The organism is Collinsella sp. AF23-2, assembly GCF_003459245.1.
Taxonomy (GTDB): Bacteria; Actinomycetota; Coriobacteriia; order Coriobacteriales; family Coriobacteriaceae; genus Collinsella.
The window spans coordinates 42,741-59,880 of record NZ_QRVG01000005.1; the positions used below are offsets into that span (position 1 = coordinate 42,741).

Here is a 17,140-nt window from a genome sequence, read left to right on the forward strand (position 1 = left end):
ACAGGTTTGCACCAATCCTTTTAGGTTGAATTCTGAGCAGGCCGGCTGCGCTCTCATGAGCCGGTCGGCCACTCGCTCCTTGTCCGTCGGGTTTTAGTTTTGAATCGACGGGGGAGACAGGAGAGTACATGAGCAAATACATCATCGGAATCGATCAGTCCACACAGGGTACTAAGGCGCTGCTGGTGGACGAGGGCGGCCATCTGATCCATCGCGCCGACCGCTCACATCGCCAGATTGTCAACGAGGCCGGCTGGGTGAGCCACGACCCGGCCGAGATCGCCGCCAACGTGCTGGCTGTGGCACGCACCGTGGTGGAGGAGACCGGGGTCGATCCGGCAGACATCGCCGGCGTTGGCATTTCCAACCAGCGCGAGACCACCGTTGCCTGGAGCCGCACGACGGGCGAGCCGCTGTGCGATGCCGTGGTGTGGCAGTGCGCCCGCGCCCGCGAGCTGTGCGACGAGCTGGCTGCGCGCGAAGGCGTGGCCGAGCTGGTGCGTGACACGACGGGTCTGGTGCTCTCGCCCTACTATCCGGCGGGCAAGATGGCCTGGATCCTCGCGAACGTTCCCGCGGCTGCCGAGGCCGCGGCGGCGGGCGAGCTGTGCCTGGGCACCATCGATGCCTGGGTGGTCTGGACGCTCACGGGCGGCGCGGAGTTCCGCTGCGACTGGTCCAATGCCAGCCGCACGCAGCTTTTTGACCTGCGCCGTGGCTGCTGGAGCGAGCCGGTGTGCGAGGCCTTTGGTGTCAATCCGGCGTGCCTGCCGCAGGTGACCGATTCCGATGGCCTGTTCGGTACAACGGACCTGGGCGGCTTTTTGCCGGCGCCCGTGCCCATCCACGGCGTGCTCGGCGACAGCCATGCCGCCTTGTTTGCCCAGGGCTGCCATAGCCGCGGCATGGCCAAGGCGACCTATGGCACCGGCAGCTCGGTCATGATGAACGTCGGCGACGAGTTTGTCGCCAGCTCGCACGGGCTTTCGAGCTCGCTTGCGTGGCGTATGGACGGTGTGACCGAGTATGTTCTCGAGGGCAACGTGAGCTACGCCGGCGCCGTCAAGACGTGGCTGCGCGACGACCTGGAGCTCATCAACAATCCCGAGGAAGTCACCGACCTGTGCTACGCCGCCAATCCGGCGAGCCGCGTCTACTTTGTGCCGGCGTTCACTGGCCTGGGCGCGCCGCACTGGGCGAGCGATGCCGAGGGCTGCGTCTTTGGCATGACGCGCACCACGGGCCGTGCGGAGTTCGTAAAGGCCGCCGACGAGTCGATCGCCTATCAGATCTTCGACGTGATCGATGCGATGGTCGAGGATTCGGGCGCGGCACTGGCCGAGCTTCGTGTTGACGGCGGTCCCACGCGCGACGCGTACCTGATGCAGTTTGAGAGCGACCTGGTCGGCTCGCCCATCCGCATTGCGAGCAACGACGAGATGAGCGGTCTGGGTGCGGCTTGGGCCTGCGGCATTGCGCTGGGCATGTACACGCGCGATGTCGTTGACGTCTACGGCGCCCGCGGCATCGTGGAGCCTGCCATGCCTGCCGACGAGCGAGCCAAAAAGATCGCCGGCTGGCGTCACGCCGTCGACGCGACCATCGCCTACACTGCCTAGGCGGCTGCGCGGCGCCCGCAGGCTATTCCCGGGTAGCTCATTTGGGACGGGGCTTTTTTGACTGGTATGATTGGTGCGATCATTCGAACCAGCTAAAAGAGCCCCGTCCTAAATTGACTACCGAGAGGAACTGCCATGGAGCGTATCGCGAGTTTTTCCGTTGACCATCTGCTGCTCGAGCCCGGCGTGTATGTGAGCCGCATCGACCGCGATCCGGCGACCGGCGCCGCCGTCACCACCTTTGATCTGCGCCTGACCACGCCCAACAAGGAGCCGGTCATGAACACGGCCGAGTGCCACACCATCGAGCACCTGGGCGCGACGTTCCTTCGCAACCATGCCGAGTGGTCGAGCCGCATTGTCTACTTTGGTCCCATGGGCTGCCGCACGGGCTTTTACCTCGTCGTGTTTGGCGAGGTGACGAGCGAGGAGATCCTGCCGCTCATGCGTGAGCTGTTCGAGTTTGTCGCCGGCTTTGAGGGCGATGTCCCCGGTGCCGCTCCCGAGGAGTGCGGTAACTATCTGGACCAGAACCTCCCCATGGCAAACTGGCTCGCGCGTCGCTATCTCGACCGCGACCTGGCCGATATCGATGAGAAGCACCTGCATTATCAGCAGGCGTAAGGGCTTTATCGCCCAAAGCGCGCGCATTGGGCGCCTTCGCTTATGCGGGGGCGCCTTTTTGTTGAGTGGTCGGGACGAGCGTTCAAAATCGCTCATGTTTGTTCTAGAATGTTCATATAGTCACATTTACGAACAGGAGCGAACATGCACATCTATTCTGTCAACGATCCCGAGTTCAAATCCTATGGCAACGTTTGGGATGACGTTCCGTCCGAGCTCACGTTGCTCGTGCTCGAGGCGCTCTCTGCCACGCCCATCCCCGAAGGCAGCAAGTACGTAGCAAGCGCGCCGGAGCTCGAGAGCGTCAAGGGTGCCGATAAACTGGGCTTTCTCATGTTTGGCGGCCGCTCCTTCCAGCTCGGCTGGTGCAACGGGCACAACACACGCCTCAACTGCCTGGAGTATCACCGCGCCAGCGAGTTTAACCTGGGCGCCCGCGACTTTATCCTGCTCGTGGCGCATCGCTGGGAGATTGAGGGCGGCAAGCTCGACACCGCGTGCGTCAAGGCGTTCCGCGTGCCGGCGGGTACGGTCGTCGAAGTCTTCAACACCACGCTCCACTACACGCCCTGCATGGTCGACGACGGCGGCTTCCAGGTGATGGTGGCGCTGCCGGCGGGCACCAATGGCCCGCGCCCCGAGGCCGCAGCCGACATGCCTGCCGCCGGTGACAGCTACTGCTACTGGAAGGCCGACAAGTGGGTTCTCTGCCACGCAGATAGTCCCAAGGCTGCCGAGGGCGGCTACGTGGGCCTCGTCGGCAAGAACCTCGACATCGCCTGTGACTAGCATCTTCCGTCTCGATTTGTAACATCTAGCGGGCTAAATCGTCTCTACCTGTTACAGATTTAGACAAACTGCGGGGGGCTGCCCGAAAATCTCGATCTGTAACACCAAGCCCGGTTTTGGCTGCCTACCTGTTACAGATCGAGACAAACCGTCCCCAAACCACCACAAAGGTGCCTGTCCCCTTTGTGGTGGTTTGGGGCGGCGGTATCAGAAAGTGTCAGGCAGGGGCGGCTGCCGGGCCGCCGTGTGCGAAAAGAAGTGTCGGCCTGCGCCGTTGCCGTTGAGCGACGCGTTGTTTGCAGGGATACTGAGCCTATGACAACAGCGTGCGAAAGGATTGATGCATGGCTTTCCGTAAAGACTTCCTGTGGGGCGGCGCGACGGCTGCCAACCAGTGCGAGGGCGCTTACGACGTGGATGGCCGCGGCCTAGCCAACGTGGATGTGGCACCGCACGGCCCCGAGCGCTATGCGGTGGTCTCCGGCCAGCGCAAGATGCTCGACTTCGAGGACGGCTATTACTACCCCGCGCAGACTGGCATCGATTTCTATCACCATTACAAGGAGGACATCGCCCTCTTTGCCGAGATGGGCTTTAAGACCTTCCGCATGAGCCTGGCGTGGACCCGCATCTTCCCCAACGGTGACGAGACTGAGCCCAACGAGGCCGGCTTGGCCTTCTACGAGGACGTGTTCCGCGAGTGTCAGGCGCACGGCATTGAGCCGCTCGTGACCATCACGCACTTCGACTGCCCGATTCACCTCATCAAGGAGTACGGCGGCTGGCGCAACCGCAAGCTCATCGACTTCTACAAGAACCTCGCGACCACGATCTTCACCCGCTACAAGGGTCTGGTGAAGTACTGGCTTACCTTCAACGAGATCAATATGATCTTGCACCTGCCGTTTATGGGTGCCGGTCTGGTCTTTGAGGAGGGCGAGAACAAGGAGGCCGTCGAGTACCTGGCCGCCCACAACGAGCTCGTCGCCAGCGCTTGGGCAACCAAGATCGCTCACGAGATCGACCCTGAGGTCAAGATCGGTTGCATGCTTGCCGCAGGTAGCTACTACCCCTACAGCTGCCGTCCGGGCGATGTGCGCCAAGCGCAGATTGACAACCAGAGCAACTATTTCTTCGTCGACGTTCAGAGCCGCGGCTACTACCCGGCCTATGCCGTCAAGAAGCTCGAGCGTTTGGGCATCGATGTGGGCATGACGGATGAGGACCGCGAGATCCTGGCCGCCAACACCGTCGACTTCATCAGCTTTAGCTATTACAGCACCCGTTGCTCCGCCGGTGCCGATAACCCCGATGTCGAGCGCACCCAGGGCAACGCCTTCGCCGGCGCCAAGAACCCCTACCTGCAGGAGAGCCAGTGGGGCTGGGCCATCGATCCGCTGGGCTTCCGCATCACCCTCAACGACCTGTACGACCGTTATCAGAAGCCGCTGTTTGTGGTCGAGAACGGCCTGGGCGCCAAGGATGTTGTCGAGGAGGATGGCTCCATCAACGACGACTACCGTATCGACTACCTGCGCCAGCATATCGCCGCGATGCGCGATGCGGTGACCGAGGACGGCGTTGACCTGCTGGGCTACACCACCTGGGGCCCAATCGACCTGGTGTCTGCCGGCACGGGCGAGATGTCCAAGCGCTACGGCTTTATCTATGTCGACCGCGATGATGCGGGCAACGGCACCCTCAAGCGTTCCAAAAAGAAGAGCTTCGACTGGTACAAACACGTCATCGAGACGAACGGCGAGGACCTGGCCTAAGGCTTCCCAACAACCATAGCCTCCTAACCAAAACGCCCGGCGAGCAGTTAATGCCCGCCGGGCGTTTTGTTAAAAGAAGTGAAAGCACTCATTGGGGACGTACTTAAATGAGCGCCCGCAGAATGAGAGTGGATAATCTCCCGTTTTTAGCCTGTTTGTGGGCTCAAAGTGGGAGATTATCCACTCTCGCCATTTGGGCGTCCAAAAATCCTCGCTCGTTTTGTCTTAGTCATTGGGGACGTTCTTAAACGACTAGTCGCTGGCGACGTCCCTCGCCGTCGGCGGATTTTGGGACATGTGGCCCGCTTTTTGGGCCCGCCTGTCGGTACACTAAAAGCACTATGGGTACCTGCGAGCGACATATCGGCCACGCGGCCGCCCGATCCGCACCCGTGGCGGATCCCAGGGGCGGCAGGCTCTTCGCCATGCCGCGATTCCTTGTTGGCATATCGCATGGCGTGTATCGCCACCGCGTCTTTGTTATCGCCGGCGCCATTACCGCGCTGTTCCTTATGCTTTTGGCAGTCTTGCCGGCACTGTTCGTCTCCGACCCCAAGCTTTCCAACACCGTGCCCGCCTATAGCGAGGTGTCCGAAGAGGTCGTGGATGCGCTCGTCCACTCGAGCTCTCTCCCGCTGCTTGTCGCCGCAATTGCATTTTCAATCTGGGGTGTGTTGGCGTACCTACGCTGCTTGGACTACGTCTTGCGCCGCCGCCTTGTTGCCATCGCCGCCATTTGTGCCCTGTGGATGATCGAGGTCATCCTCAAATATAAGTCGTTCACGCCGTTCTATGCCACCGTGCTGTGGTACCTGTACTACGTGCCCATGACGCTCATTCCGCTGGTCTACCAGCTGTGCGGTCTGCGCCTCGCGGGTTTGGAACAGCATCGTATGGGGCGTCGGTACCGCACCGTTTTGTGGGTCATGGCTGTCCTGCTTATCGGCTTTGTGCTTACTAACGATGTTCATCAGCAGGTCTTCCATTTCGATCGATCGAGTGGAACCTGGAGCAACGATTACACATATGGTTGGGGCTACGGTACCGTTCTGGTATGGACAGCCTTTAACTTCGTTGCCTTTTTTATCTTGGTAGGACGGTCCTCGTCTTTTCGTATTCAGCGTTTCTCGGGCACGGCCGCGCTTGTCCTATTGGGCGGCGCGTTCTTTGCCATTTCATATGCGCTGCGTGTGCCCTGGGCATGGAGGCTTAATTTTTCACTTGTCTACTGCGTCCTGTGCGTGGTGGCGATGGAAATCTGTCTCGATTGCGGTGTCATCCCGTCGTACCACGATATCGCCGGTATTTTCGGCACCTTGCCGCTTGACCTCAAAGTTCTAACGCGTGACCTGCAGGAAGTCTATGTCACGCCGGTGTCAAAGCCAATGCCGGTAGGCGTGCGTGAGGAGTTGCGGGTCCAAGAGCACGGGCACGCTCACGCCTTTGCCGTGGCGTCCGATCCCGATGTAATGTATCGCGCCTTTCCGCTGCTGGGTGGATCGGCTCTCCTTGCCCAGGACGTCTCGGAGCTCAACGAACTCAATCGCGAACTGGCGCATCGTCGCATGGAGCTGCAACGCCAAAATGAGCTGCTTGCCGCCGACTACGACCTTAAGACACATTTGGCAGACCAAGAGGCCGAGACCTTACTGGTCCAAGACGTGGACCAAGCGCTTGCCCGTGCGCTCGAAGGGATGTACGACCTGCTGAGCTCGCTGCCGCCGTTGACCGATGAGGCATCTTCGCACGAGCGTTACCGCATGCTGCAGCGCGCCAAGATGCTCGTCGCCTATTGCAAACGCAAGGGGTCGCTCACGTTGGCACAGCACGGGGAGAGCGGTTTTGACCGCGACCGCATTCAGCTCATCGCCAACGAGCTTGCAAGTGACCTACGCACCATCGATGTCGATTGCGCCTCGATTATCGCCATACGGCGCCCGATGCACGCCAGTACGGTAAGCGCCCTGTACGACTGCGTGTATGACTTTGCGTTTTTTGCCTACACCACCGACCATCCGGCGCTTATGTATCACTTGGGCGACCATGACCGGTGCAGTGTCGAGCTGCGCGCCACGCTTTTTTCCAACGATGATGAAGATCTTTCGCAGACGCCCGCTGCGCAAGAGCTCGAAAGCGCTCTGCAAGGGCGCAACGTGGCATACCGCCTTGAGGGCGAGCCCGGCCAGCTGCGCATGATCGTCTTGATGCCGAGGGCGGGTGAGTGACGATGCAGATTTCGTTCATCCTTCCCCAAATCGTTGCGCTCGATGTTGTCTTTGCCCTGGCTGCGTGTCTGCAGATGATCCACGTCCCGCTCATCGCATCGCGCCGCTCGTCCTATAACCGTAAGGTGATTTGCGCCTACGAGACGAGCCTGGTGCTTCACCTGATGATTTCGGCGCTCATCTTATTCGCGTCGTCTGGCTCGTATCTGGTGGCGTCGCTTGACGTTTGCGCCAGGGCAATGGGCGGAGTGCTGTGGCTCAATGCCGCGATCTTTGCCTATGGCGTGGTCCTTATGGTGCGCTATCGTCGCCCTGTCATGCTGGCCGAGCTGCTGCTTGTTGGCGCCGTGACACCGCCGGTGGTTTTTGCCATGGGCTCGGTGTGGGCCGTTGTCCTTATCGCAGAGGGAGCGTTCTTCCTGTTCCGTTCCGTCGCGGCGCTCTTGATGGACGTCCGTAACCGCCAAGAGGATATCACCGCGTTCTCGACGATTGAAACCATCAACGTGATTCCCGTGGGCATCCTGTATCTGGACTCGAGGGGCCGTCCACTGCTCATGAACCGCTGCATGCGCAAAAACCTGGCGGAGCTTCATATGCCCACCGACCTAGGCGATATGAGCGGTACATGGAACGACCTGCGCAAGCTCAGCATGCAAATGCCCGAAGGCGGTAAGAACCGCGTGCGGATCAACCTGGACCGCTTTGGTGAGGCGCGTGCGGTGGTCGAGGTTTCTCCCGCCGAGATTCGCCTGTTTGTGTGCGATGACGTTATGGTCTCGGGCCGTTCGTTCGAGCGCATAATCGGTCTGGACGTGACAGAGTATGCGCATGCGCATGACCGCCTGGCGCAGGCCAATCACCTGCTTGAGCTTGCGGGCCAAGAGCTCCAGGCCCAGATCGAAGAAGTCAAAAAAGTTGCCGACAATGCGGCCTATCTGCGCATGCGCACCCGCGTTCACGATGTGATCGGCCAGCGCCTATCAATCCTTCATCGCTATTTGGAGGAGGGGCGCTTGGACGACGAGTCGCTCGAGCAGATCGACCCGCTGCTGCGCTCAATCGCTGCCGATCTGCGCAGCGGGGGCGACACCGAACCGGCAGAGCAACTGGGCGATATCGTCCATGCTTTTGGCCTGGTGAGCGTGCAGATCGATGTTGAGGGTGCGCTGCCTGAGGACGCACGTGTCGCCGCTGCCTTTTTGCAGATTATCCGCGAGGCCTCGACCAACGCCACCAAGCATGCGCAGGCGCATCGGGTCCATGTGCGCTTGTGGCAGGAGAGGACGGATGCTGACGCCGTCGCGCACATGACGATTTCTAACGACGGGTCCCCGGCCCCCGTATCGTATCGCGAGGGAACGGGTATCCCAGGTATGAGGCATGTCGCGCAAGATCTGGGTGGCAGCCTAGAGGTCCACGCCACCCCGCCCTTTACGCTTACGGTATCCATTCCGCTTAACGCTAGCGACACGTCCCAAAGGAGAAACTCATGATCCGCGTGTTAATTGTCGAAGATCAGGCCATCCTGCGCGAGAGCCTGGCGCGCTCCGTTGGCGACCAGCCCGATATGACCGTCGTTGCCGCGATCGCCGATGCCTCCGAGGCCTTGGGTGTCGCGCTCAAGGAGCGCCCGGACATGATACTGATGGACGTGTGCACCGAGCACGATTCAAACGGCATCGTGGCGGCGGCACGCATCAAGGAGCAGCTGCCCGAGTGTCGCATCATTATCATGACAGGCATGCCCGAGATCACCTTTGTCGATCAGGCCCGCGAGGCGGGCGTCGATAGCTTTGTGTACAAGAACGTCGGTATCGACGAGCTGTTCGCCGTGATGCGCTCCACGCTGGCGGGTTACTGCACGTTTCCCAAGCCGCCCGAGAGCATCTTCTCGGGCACGGCGGCCCTCGACGATGTCGAGCTGTCGATCTTGCGCCTTGCCTGCGAGGGTAAAAGCCGCCGCGAGATTGCGGCCGAGCTGTTTATGAGCGAGGGCACCATCAAGCGCCGCATCTCGGAGATCCTGAGCAAGACCGGCTACGACAACATCATGCGTCTGGCCGTACATGCGGTGACCGAGGGCAGCATCGTTCCCAACATAGAGCGCTAGCGCTCGTTGCGCATCGGCATAAAAGCGACGGGGCCGCAGGATCATCTCCTGCGGCCCCGTCTGGTGTGCGCGGATGTGTCCGCCAATCCGCGGCTGTCGTGGTCTACCGCTACGCGATGGTTGCGCTGTAGGAGGCGACGTCCTCGTAGGAATCGGTCAGGTAGGCGTCGATGCCGATGGTCGTGTTGACCAGGTCGTCAAGGCTATCGAGCGTGCCGTTCGAGAACGTGAATTCCTCAGTGGCGTTGGTGCCGGGCATCAGGTGAGCCGAGAACCAGGGTTCCTTCATGGTGCCGTTGACGTTGGTCTTGCCGCTGGGGGCGTAGAAGGTCAGGTCCTTGTCGCTCTTGTTGGTGATGTTGACGACAAAACCGATGTCGCCCCACTCGTCCTTGAACTTCTCGGTGATGGTAATGGTGCACAGGTCGTCATCGGCAACGGTGACGGCGGGGGAGATTTCAATCTTCTGGACGTCGTCGTCTTCGACGGCCTCGTCGATCTCTTCTTCCTTCTCGGCCGCCTCGCGATCCTTCTTCACCGTGCCGGACAGGTCCTTGTCGGACTTGGTAAAGACAAGATTGCCGTCATCCTCTTCGAGGATGAGCTTGCCGTCCTTGAGCTTCATGTCATGCGACTCGTCTTCGGCGGTGATGGTTACGGTGGTGGCGTCTTTTGCCTCCCATTTAAGGTCGACGACTTCAAGGAACAGGTCGAGGGCACCTGTACCGTCCTCATCGAGAATCAGGACGCAGTGCACACCCCAATCCTCGAGCATCTTCATGTACTCATCGGTCAGCTCTTCGCCCTCCATGGTTCCACCCGAGAGTTCCCAGCTGCCGACGAAGTTGGCCTTGGGGTCTTTGCCGCCGCCGCTGCAGCCCGTCAGGGCAAAGGCGAGCGCAAGGACGCATGTCAGAAATGCGAGTACGGACTTTTTGAACGTTGTCTTCATGGTGTCCTCCTTTATCGAACGAAACCCATAGAAGCAAATGCGGGGGTGGCGGATCCCCCGCCAATTACCAGATAGAGGGGCTAGGGCCTGGGCGTTCCGCAGTTGCTGCAGAACTTGCCGCCGTTTTCGCTGCCGCAGTTGGGGCAGAACCACTTGGCCGGTGCCGGGGCGGGTGCGGGACTGCCACACTCGGAGCAGAACTTGCCGGTGTTGGTGGCGCCGCAGCTGCAGGTCCATGTGCCGGCCGCGGGAGCAGCGGCAGGAGCCGGTGCGGGAGCGGGTGCCGGAGCCGGCTGCGGGACGGCCTGCTGCTGTGCCTGGCCGGCGGCGAACAGCTGGCTGGCGTTCATGCCGCCCATGCCACCTGCCATGCCCATGCCCATAAAGCCTGCCATCGCGCCGTTGGGATTGGCGGCTGCCGCGCGCATTGCGTCGCTCTGGGCGCTGGCAATGTTGGCTGCCGCCATAGTGGGATCGCGCATGACGGCGGCCTTCTGCAGGTCCTTGATCATCTGCTCGTCTTCTTGCGAGGCTGCGATGGAGTTGACGCCAAAGCTCACGATCTCGACACCACGCAGGTCGCGCCAGTCGGCAGAGAGGACCTCGTTGAGCGCACGAGCGAGCTCGGTGGTGTGGCCGGGGATGGCGCTGTAGCGGATGCCCATCTCCGAGATCTTGGCGAAGGCGGGCTGCAGGGCGGTGAGAAGCTCGGACTTAAGCTGGCTGTCGATCTTGTCGCGCGTGTAGCTATCGGTCACGTTGCCGCATACGTTGGTGTAGAACAGCAGCGGGTTGGTGATGCGGTACGAATACTCGCCGTTGCAACGCACGGAGATGTCGACGTCCAGGCCAATGTTGTTATCGACCACGCGGAAGGGCACAGGCGAGGCGGTGCCGTACTTGTTGCCGATGATCTCCTTGGTGTTGATGAAGTAGACACGCTGGTCCTTGCCCGCGTCGCCGCCAAAGGTAAAGCGGCTGCCGATATTGGCGAAGGTCTCCTTGATGGAATCGCCCAGGTTGCCGCTAAAGACGCTCGGCTCGCTGCCGGTATCGAAGACGAACTCACCGGGCTCCAGCGCGACTTCGATGATCTTGCCGTTTTGCACCACGAGCATGCCCTGGCCGTCGTTGACGGCGATGACCGAGCCGTTGGAGATGACGTTGTCCTCGCCGCGCGTGTTGGAGCTGCGGCCACCGGTGCGTTTGCTGCCCTTGCAGGCCAAGACGTCAGCAGGCATCGATTCGCAGTAGATAAATTCCTTCCACTGGTCGGCCATGACGCCGCCGGCAGCTCCCAATCCAGCTTTCAAGAGTCCCATGGTGATCTTCCTTTCTCGTCAAAGGCCGGGTGGTATTGGTCGGATTGCTTAGTCGTCCTTGTCGTCTTTCATGACAACGGTGGTCTCGGTGTGGTTGAAGGTGTCGTGCTTCTCGGTCAGGTCGAGCTCGCCGCAGTACTCGTCGGCGTGGGTGGCCTCGTTGGCCGTCTTGAGCTGGCCTACCAGTAGCACGTCTCCGATAATCACGATGATCAGCGGCGCGACGATGTTGATGAGGATGCCCTCGATATCAAAGGCGAGGTAATCCGGATCGAAGGCGTTCTCACCCATAAAGAGAATCTGGGAGAGGATAAATCCGATCACAAAGAACAGCACCGAGGCAATAGCGAGCTTGGGCTTGGAGCAGGGGAGCTCGCCGACCAAGCGGCCGGTCTGGCCGTTCATGGCAAACAGGTAGCTCTTGCCGTTCCACGAGGTGGAGAGCATCCAGACGGGGAACAGGGCGTAGTCGCTGTCTTCCCAGGTGTAGTCGAGCTGCTTGCTTTCGACCGTGGCATCGTCGTATTCGTCGACGACAGTCTCGCGCAGGGCCGAGATCGTGCTTTCTTCCATACGGCGCTCGGCGCGCGCCTTGCAGGTCTCGCAGTCCTCGTCGTAACGGTTGGCGATGTAGCCGGGCATATATGCGACCGAGAACGGACGCAGCGCGTCGTAGTCAAACGGCTCGATGGCGTCCATGTGGCCGTCGGGCATCTTGGACGATCCGTCGACGGGCACGCGCTTAAACGAGATATTGCCCTTGCGATAGGCATCGTAGTGGTCGGTGGTCGTGACGGTGCGGTCGGATTCCTCGGTCACGGTCTCGTTGGTCGCGTCAAAGTACACTTCGCCGTCCACGCGGGCGCCGTAGAGCCAAAACGGCACGTAGACACCTTGGACCTCGTCGATGTGGTTGCCGGTGACAAAGCTCTTGGGCAGCAAGATCTTGCCCTTGTAGTGTTCCTTGAGTGCGGCCGTGACGTCGTCGCGCCCGAGCTTAAACGGAATCACCAGGTCGGGCGAGAAGTCGCCAGAGAGCTGGCCGGGCGCCACGGCGGAGTTGCCGCAGTACGGGCAGGTGGTGACGGCGACGGTGCCGTCGGACACGAGCTCGGCGCCGCACGACGAGCAGATGTAGCCGGCGTTTTGGGCGAGCTCCTGCACGGCATCGTCGGCAGCAGGTTTGGGAGCTGCGGCTGCGGCATCGGCTTTGGCATCTGCCTTGTCCTGGCGCTCGCGATAGAGGGCCTCGACTTCTTCGACTTCAAAGCGTGAGTCACAGTAGTCGCAGACAAGCTTTTGCTCGGCGCTGGCAAAATGCAGGGGACCACCGCAGGCAGGGCACTGATAGTTAACGCTCTCGAAGGCCATGATCGGTCCTTTCCGTGCCGGAGGCTATGCGCCGATGGCGCCGCCGCAGTATTCGCAGCGCCCACTGGCATCGGGAATGGTGGTGGCTCCGCAGAAGGGGCAGGTCACCGCGGTCTTGGGGGCCTTGGCGGCCGCGACGCTGTCGCGCGTCTCCTGGCGCAGCTGCACCAGCGCGTCGCGGACCTCGGTTGCCTGGCGCTTGGCCTCGCGGTATTCGATGGAGCCGCGCTGATCGATGGTGGAGTCGTTCACGCGCAGGTTGATCTCGGTAAAGTACGGCGTGTTGACGTGGATGGTCAGATTAAAGTCGTAATCCAGGTCGTAGCGCGGCGGGTTGTAGCTCTCGCGCTCGCCGTCCTTGGTCTCGCGATAGATTTCGGTGCGATGCTCGTCGATATCCATATCGCAGCCGAGTACCTGCGAGAACTCGATGATGTCGGGATTGGCGTCGCGCCAGCGGCTCTGCGAGGTAATGATCAGCAGGCCCGCGTCCTCGTCGAGCATGATGTTGGTGCGCCCGGCAGAAAGCGTGCGCGTGGGGTTGAACGACGCCAGGCGCTCGGCATTGGCCTCGCGGTAGGCGAGCTGCTCGCGGATATCGTCCGCGGTGCTGGAGCGATAGCCGTGAAAGTAGGGGGAGAGCTTGCCGGCGCACTCTTTGCACAGGTAGCCTTCAGTGATTTTTGTCTTACCTAGAAGTCCCAGCTCGGTACCGCAAATCGCGCACTCTTTCTTCTCGAACATCTTGTCAAAGAAGCCCATGGCTGCCTCCCATCAACTGGTAGCGTGTGTCACTTTTGATGATGGGGGAGTGCGCAGCCTTTCACGATACCCAGACGGCTCAACGAGTCTCCACAACTGGGACACATGGCTCATTTTTCCTACTCATTGGGGACACTCTTTGTCGAATGCGGCGGCTGCCGAATGTGGGCGCCGTTCTTGCTATGCCACGGTCACGGCGATCTGGGCGTAGCGGGTGCAGGGGCGCTCGGCGCGCGTCTGCACGGTAAGCGTGAGTACGAAGCGGTCACCGGGCTGCGCGTCGGCGGGCACGATGAAAGCGGTGTCCACCGTGCATTCTTGCCACATCGACAGATCCTGGACGCCTGCATAGCTCGATGGGTCTACGGCCACATCCCAATGTGCATCGAAGCCCTTGTCGTCGGGGTCGACGATGGTTGCCGCAAGGGCGACGCGCTCGCCGGCTGCGGCGCTACGGTCGGCCGTGACCTCGACAACATGTGCCGGATGCGAGCAGATGGCCGGATCATGGGCGCACCATTGCGCGCGGGCGGCAAAGTTTTCCTGATAGGCACGCAGATAGGGATTGAGATTGTCGTCTGCGGGCGTGCCGATGGAGGCAAAACCGGCGGGCGCACTCGCATCGGGGTGTCCATCAAGAAACATGCGGCCCAGCAGCGTATCGAAGTCGCGGTCGTCGATGCCGCGCAGGCCAAACGGCAGCAGTGGAATATAGGTCATGCTGTCGCCTTCGGCCATAAAGTCGCCGCGCTCAAACTGCACCGCGGGCATGCCTTCCAGGCCCCAATCCAGGCGGGCATGCTTGCCAAACTGAAAGCGCTCGGGTTCGTTTTCGTAGACCTTACCATCGCCATAGAGCATATAGCGTGCCATGAGGGGGCCGTTGCCCTGCGTGAGATTCTGCTCGGGCCAGGGAGCCTTAAACAGCGGCAGCGTATCGGGCTGAGCTGTTTTGGCGTCGAAATAGTTGCCATACATATAGGGCGTACGCCAAAAGATGAGCTCGGGAAAGAGCTCGCGCCCATGGTCGAGCCACGAGTTGTCCTGTCCCACGCCATCGGCAACGCCCATCACGCGCACCTTCTGATAGACCTGCTGCTGCACGGCGGGCCACTCGGGCGTGGCGCGATAGCGCTCGGCAATACTCATGAGGGCGCGAACGATCGTATTCATACCACCCCAGCTGAGCAACCATAACGTACGCGGATCATCATCCAGAATCGCCTGCGCAATTACGCGAGACCCCTCAGTTTCCTCAGTCACATCACCTTCAAAGGCAACATTTCCCACAAAGGTGCGCTCGATCATCTGGGCGGGCGTGGGAAACGGCGGCTCACCGGCAGCGGCCGCATTTGCTTGCAACTGCGGCCAAGCCTGGGCATATTCATTACTCCAGAGACTCTCAATCCAATGCTCGGGAAACGGCCGATACTCACGAAGCTCGCCGGCTAGCGGATCGGGCTCATGAGGCACAACAGCCCACTCATAAGAGCGCCGCCCTTTGGTCCGCCAATGCGAATTCACCTCGCCGAGCGTATGAACCCCATCCCCAAGAAAGTGATACTGCGAAGCCGTATACACCACAGCCTGAACATCAAGCAAGTTGAGATACAGAGCCAAATGAACAAGCGAGTTCATATCATCGACTTCCATATCAGTGGTAACAATCACCCGAGTCAACTTCTGGGACATAGGAACAGCTCCAATCAAAATCAATTCAGCCAGTTACGCGCAAGGCAAGACGGGACCCATACCCCCATCGCCACCGACCCGGCGGCCCGCTAGAAGCGGCCGGCCAGGGTCACAGCAACGTCAACGCAGCGGAGACCGGGGTTTAGTCTTGCAAACATTCCGCAGGGGGCATGGGCAGGCGCAGCGCGAAGCGCAAAGCGCCAGCCCATGCATGCCCGAGGACGTTTGCAAGACTAAACCCCGGTCCCCGCGATGGGAGGGCTTAGCGGTCGACCCTGGCCGACCACTCCCAGCAGCCCACCGGCTCGCCGTCGATGAGTACGTTGCCCCCGTCGAAGTCTTGATAACACAGGTCGTTGAATTGGTGGATCCACACGCCGTGGTTGAACGTCTTCTTGGCCGAGCCGTCGGCCTCGCGATACACGCCGGTCAGGTCCTCGACATGGCTAAAGTAGGTGAGATGCACGTTGGCGCCGGCATCGCGCAGGCGCGCGAACAGCGGCAGCACGGTCTGTTGCGGGTGCACGAGCTCGTCGCCCTTGGAGTGCGTAAACCACAGCGGCGTCTTGGCGAGCGCGGCTACGTCCTCGTCCGTGGCGTTGTACCACGGGGCGCAGCAGGGAAGGCCCGCGGCGAAGAAATCGGGGTAGTCGGCGCACAGGCGCAGGGTCATAAAGCCGCCGTTGGAAAGACCGGCGACCACGATGCGGTCGGTGTCGATGCGGTCGGCATGCTCGGCGACAAACTCATCGATAAGTGCCTTGAGCACGGGGGAGTAGATGCTCTGGTTGGAGTGACCAAGCTGCTCGACGCCGTTGTCCATCCAAAACGTGGGCGACTGCGGCACGAGCACCCAGGCAAAGCCGCCAAAGTAGCGCTGGATCTGCGCCTGGCTGATGGCCGTCACGCGGTTGCCGATATAGGCGCGCGTGGCGCCTTCGCCCTGCGTGGCGCCCTTGCCCTCGCCGGCGCCGTGCAGATACACCACGAGCGGTGCCTTTTGGGGCATGGCCGTGGCCTCGGGCGCAAAGGGGTTGAAGCATGCCGAGTCCTCGGCCTTAAAGCTGGGCTCAAAGAAGCCGTATTCGAGCGCGATACCGTCGACGGCGGTCTTTTGCGTGGCGTTGCTCCAGCCTTTGAGCGCGGGGCAGATATCGCCACGGCAGGTGTCGAAGACCAGGCCGCAGGTGGGATCGTCGCCGTCGTTGCCGGGAAGAGCTGTGAGCTGCGTGATGCGCAGCTGGTCATCGAGCATGCGCGAGCCCATGACGCCGCCTTCGATGGTCTTGGTCAGGCGCTGCTCGGCGACCTCGAGTGCCACATGGGTGCCCACGGCGAGCTTACGTCCGTTCTCGTCGCACGGATATGCGGCGAGAATGTCGATGTAACCCACGGAGGGCGCGGCATGGTCGGCGCCGCGCTCCTTGCGCATCAGAACCTCGCCCGAGCGCTCGTGACGCTCTACATATATATGGAAGGTGTTCGTGTCGATGTCGTTGGCGCGCACGGTGCAGGGCAGGTCGAGTACGACCTTGCTGATCCAGGGGCCAAAGTCGCCCAAGGTGGTGACGGTTGCGTAGGTACACAATTTGAGTTCCATGAGCTGCCTCCCTTGCGCCGCGAATGCCTGGCATCTGCGGCAATACAAACTAAACATGTTTAGTGTAATCTAGAATTGAAGAATAACCAGATGAACTCGGTAAACGGCAAAATTGAACACGTTGTGAACTACTAAACGTATGTTTACTAGCTTCTAGCAGGGATTCTGTTGATGAGTTAACAGATCAGTGAGGTGTTCATCAAAATAAAATCCCACGTAAATGGCTATATATCAATAGAGGGTCAAAGAGACCATCTCCCGCCATTCAAATACGCTCACCCCCGATTTCCTACCGT

At 60.8% G+C, this 17,140-nt stretch carries 13 protein-coding genes; 7 read left to right on the forward strand and 6 right to left on the reverse strand.

Features of this window, described 5'->3' with window-relative positions; all coding sequences use genetic code 11:
• The first annotated feature begins 128 nt into the window (after nucleotides 1-128).
• The 7 genes from DWY03_RS03665 (at nucleotide 129) to DWY03_RS03695 (ending at nucleotide 9,145) form a co-directional block, all read left to right on the forward strand.
• A complete protein-coding gene (locus DWY03_RS03665) occupies nucleotides 129-1,619 on the forward strand; it encodes a glycerol kinase GlpK (protein WP_117839927.1) in 1,491 nt (496 codons plus the stop codon).
• Between the two features lie 135 nt (nucleotides 1,620-1,754).
• Entirely contained in the window at nucleotides 1,755-2,243 is a 489-nt protein-coding gene (locus DWY03_RS03670; RefSeq protein ID WP_117839928.1) for an S-ribosylhomocysteine lyase, read from the forward strand.
• A 144-nt stretch (nucleotides 2,244-2,387) separates the two neighbouring features.
• Nucleotides 2,388-3,032, forward strand: a complete 645-nt coding sequence (locus tag DWY03_RS03675) for a DUF4867 family protein (RefSeq protein ID WP_117839929.1) — start codon at nucleotides 2,388-2,390, stop codon at nucleotides 3,030-3,032.
• A gap of 344 nt (nucleotides 3,033-3,376) precedes the next feature.
• Entirely contained in the window at nucleotides 3,377-4,807 is a 1,431-nt protein-coding gene (locus tag DWY03_RS03680; RefSeq protein ID WP_117634553.1) for a 6-phospho-beta-glucosidase, read from the forward strand.
• A gap of 425 nt (nucleotides 4,808-5,232) precedes the next feature.
• The gene (locus DWY03_RS03685) at nucleotides 5,233-7,032 is read left to right on the forward strand and encodes a histidine kinase N-terminal 7TM domain-containing protein (RefSeq protein WP_158558611.1); all 1,800 of its coding nucleotides are present in this window, start codon (nucleotides 5,233-5,235) and stop codon (nucleotides 7,030-7,032) included.
• A 2-nt stretch (nucleotides 7,033-7,034) separates the two neighbouring features.
• Nucleotides 7,035-8,528, forward strand: coding sequence for a sensor histidine kinase (locus DWY03_RS03690; RefSeq protein ID WP_147334499.1), 1,494 nt, complete (start codon nucleotides 7,035-7,037; stop codon nucleotides 8,526-8,528).
• The gene (locus DWY03_RS03695; protein ID WP_117758600.1) at nucleotides 8,525-9,145 is read left to right on the forward strand and encodes a response regulator transcription factor; all 621 of its coding nucleotides are present in this window, start codon (nucleotides 8,525-8,527) and stop codon (nucleotides 9,143-9,145) included. The genes DWY03_RS03690 and DWY03_RS03695 overlap by 4 nt, the downstream gene beginning before the upstream one ends.
• A gap of 109 nt (nucleotides 9,146-9,254) precedes the next feature.
• Here the strand turns inward: DWY03_RS03695 and DWY03_RS03700 are convergent, their stop codons facing one another.
• From DWY03_RS03700 to DWY03_RS03725, 6 genes are all read right to left on the reverse strand, one after another.
• Nucleotides 9,255-10,097, reverse strand: a complete 843-nt coding sequence (locus DWY03_RS03700; protein WP_117770244.1) for a hypothetical protein — start codon at nucleotides 10,095-10,097, stop codon at nucleotides 9,255-9,257.
• 80 nt (nucleotides 10,098-10,177) lie between these two features.
• The gene (locus tag DWY03_RS03705; protein WP_117839932.1) at nucleotides 10,178-11,419 is read right to left on the reverse strand and encodes an SPFH domain-containing protein; all 1,242 of its coding nucleotides are present in this window, start codon (nucleotides 11,417-11,419) and stop codon (nucleotides 10,178-10,180) included.
• 48 nt (nucleotides 11,420-11,467) lie between these two features.
• Nucleotides 11,468-12,790, reverse strand: coding sequence for a hypothetical protein (locus DWY03_RS03710; protein WP_117839933.1), 1,323 nt, complete (start codon nucleotides 12,788-12,790; stop codon nucleotides 11,468-11,470).
• A gap of 24 nt (nucleotides 12,791-12,814) precedes the next feature.
• Complete coding sequence (locus DWY03_RS03715) at nucleotides 12,815-13,552, reverse strand: DUF4428 domain-containing protein (RefSeq protein ID WP_117839934.1); 738 nt, start codon at nucleotides 13,550-13,552, stop codon at nucleotides 12,815-12,817.
• Between the two features lie 180 nt (nucleotides 13,553-13,732).
• Nucleotides 13,733-15,244, reverse strand: a complete 1,512-nt coding sequence (locus DWY03_RS03720) for a nucleoside hydrolase-like domain-containing protein (RefSeq protein ID WP_117839935.1) — start codon at nucleotides 15,242-15,244, stop codon at nucleotides 13,733-13,735.
• 262 nt (nucleotides 15,245-15,506) lie between these two features.
• A complete protein-coding gene (locus tag DWY03_RS03725) occupies nucleotides 15,507-16,844 on the reverse strand; it encodes a prolyl oligopeptidase family serine peptidase (protein WP_117839936.1) in 1,338 nt (445 codons plus the stop codon).
• Between the last annotated feature and the right edge of the window lie 296 nt (nucleotides 16,845-17,140).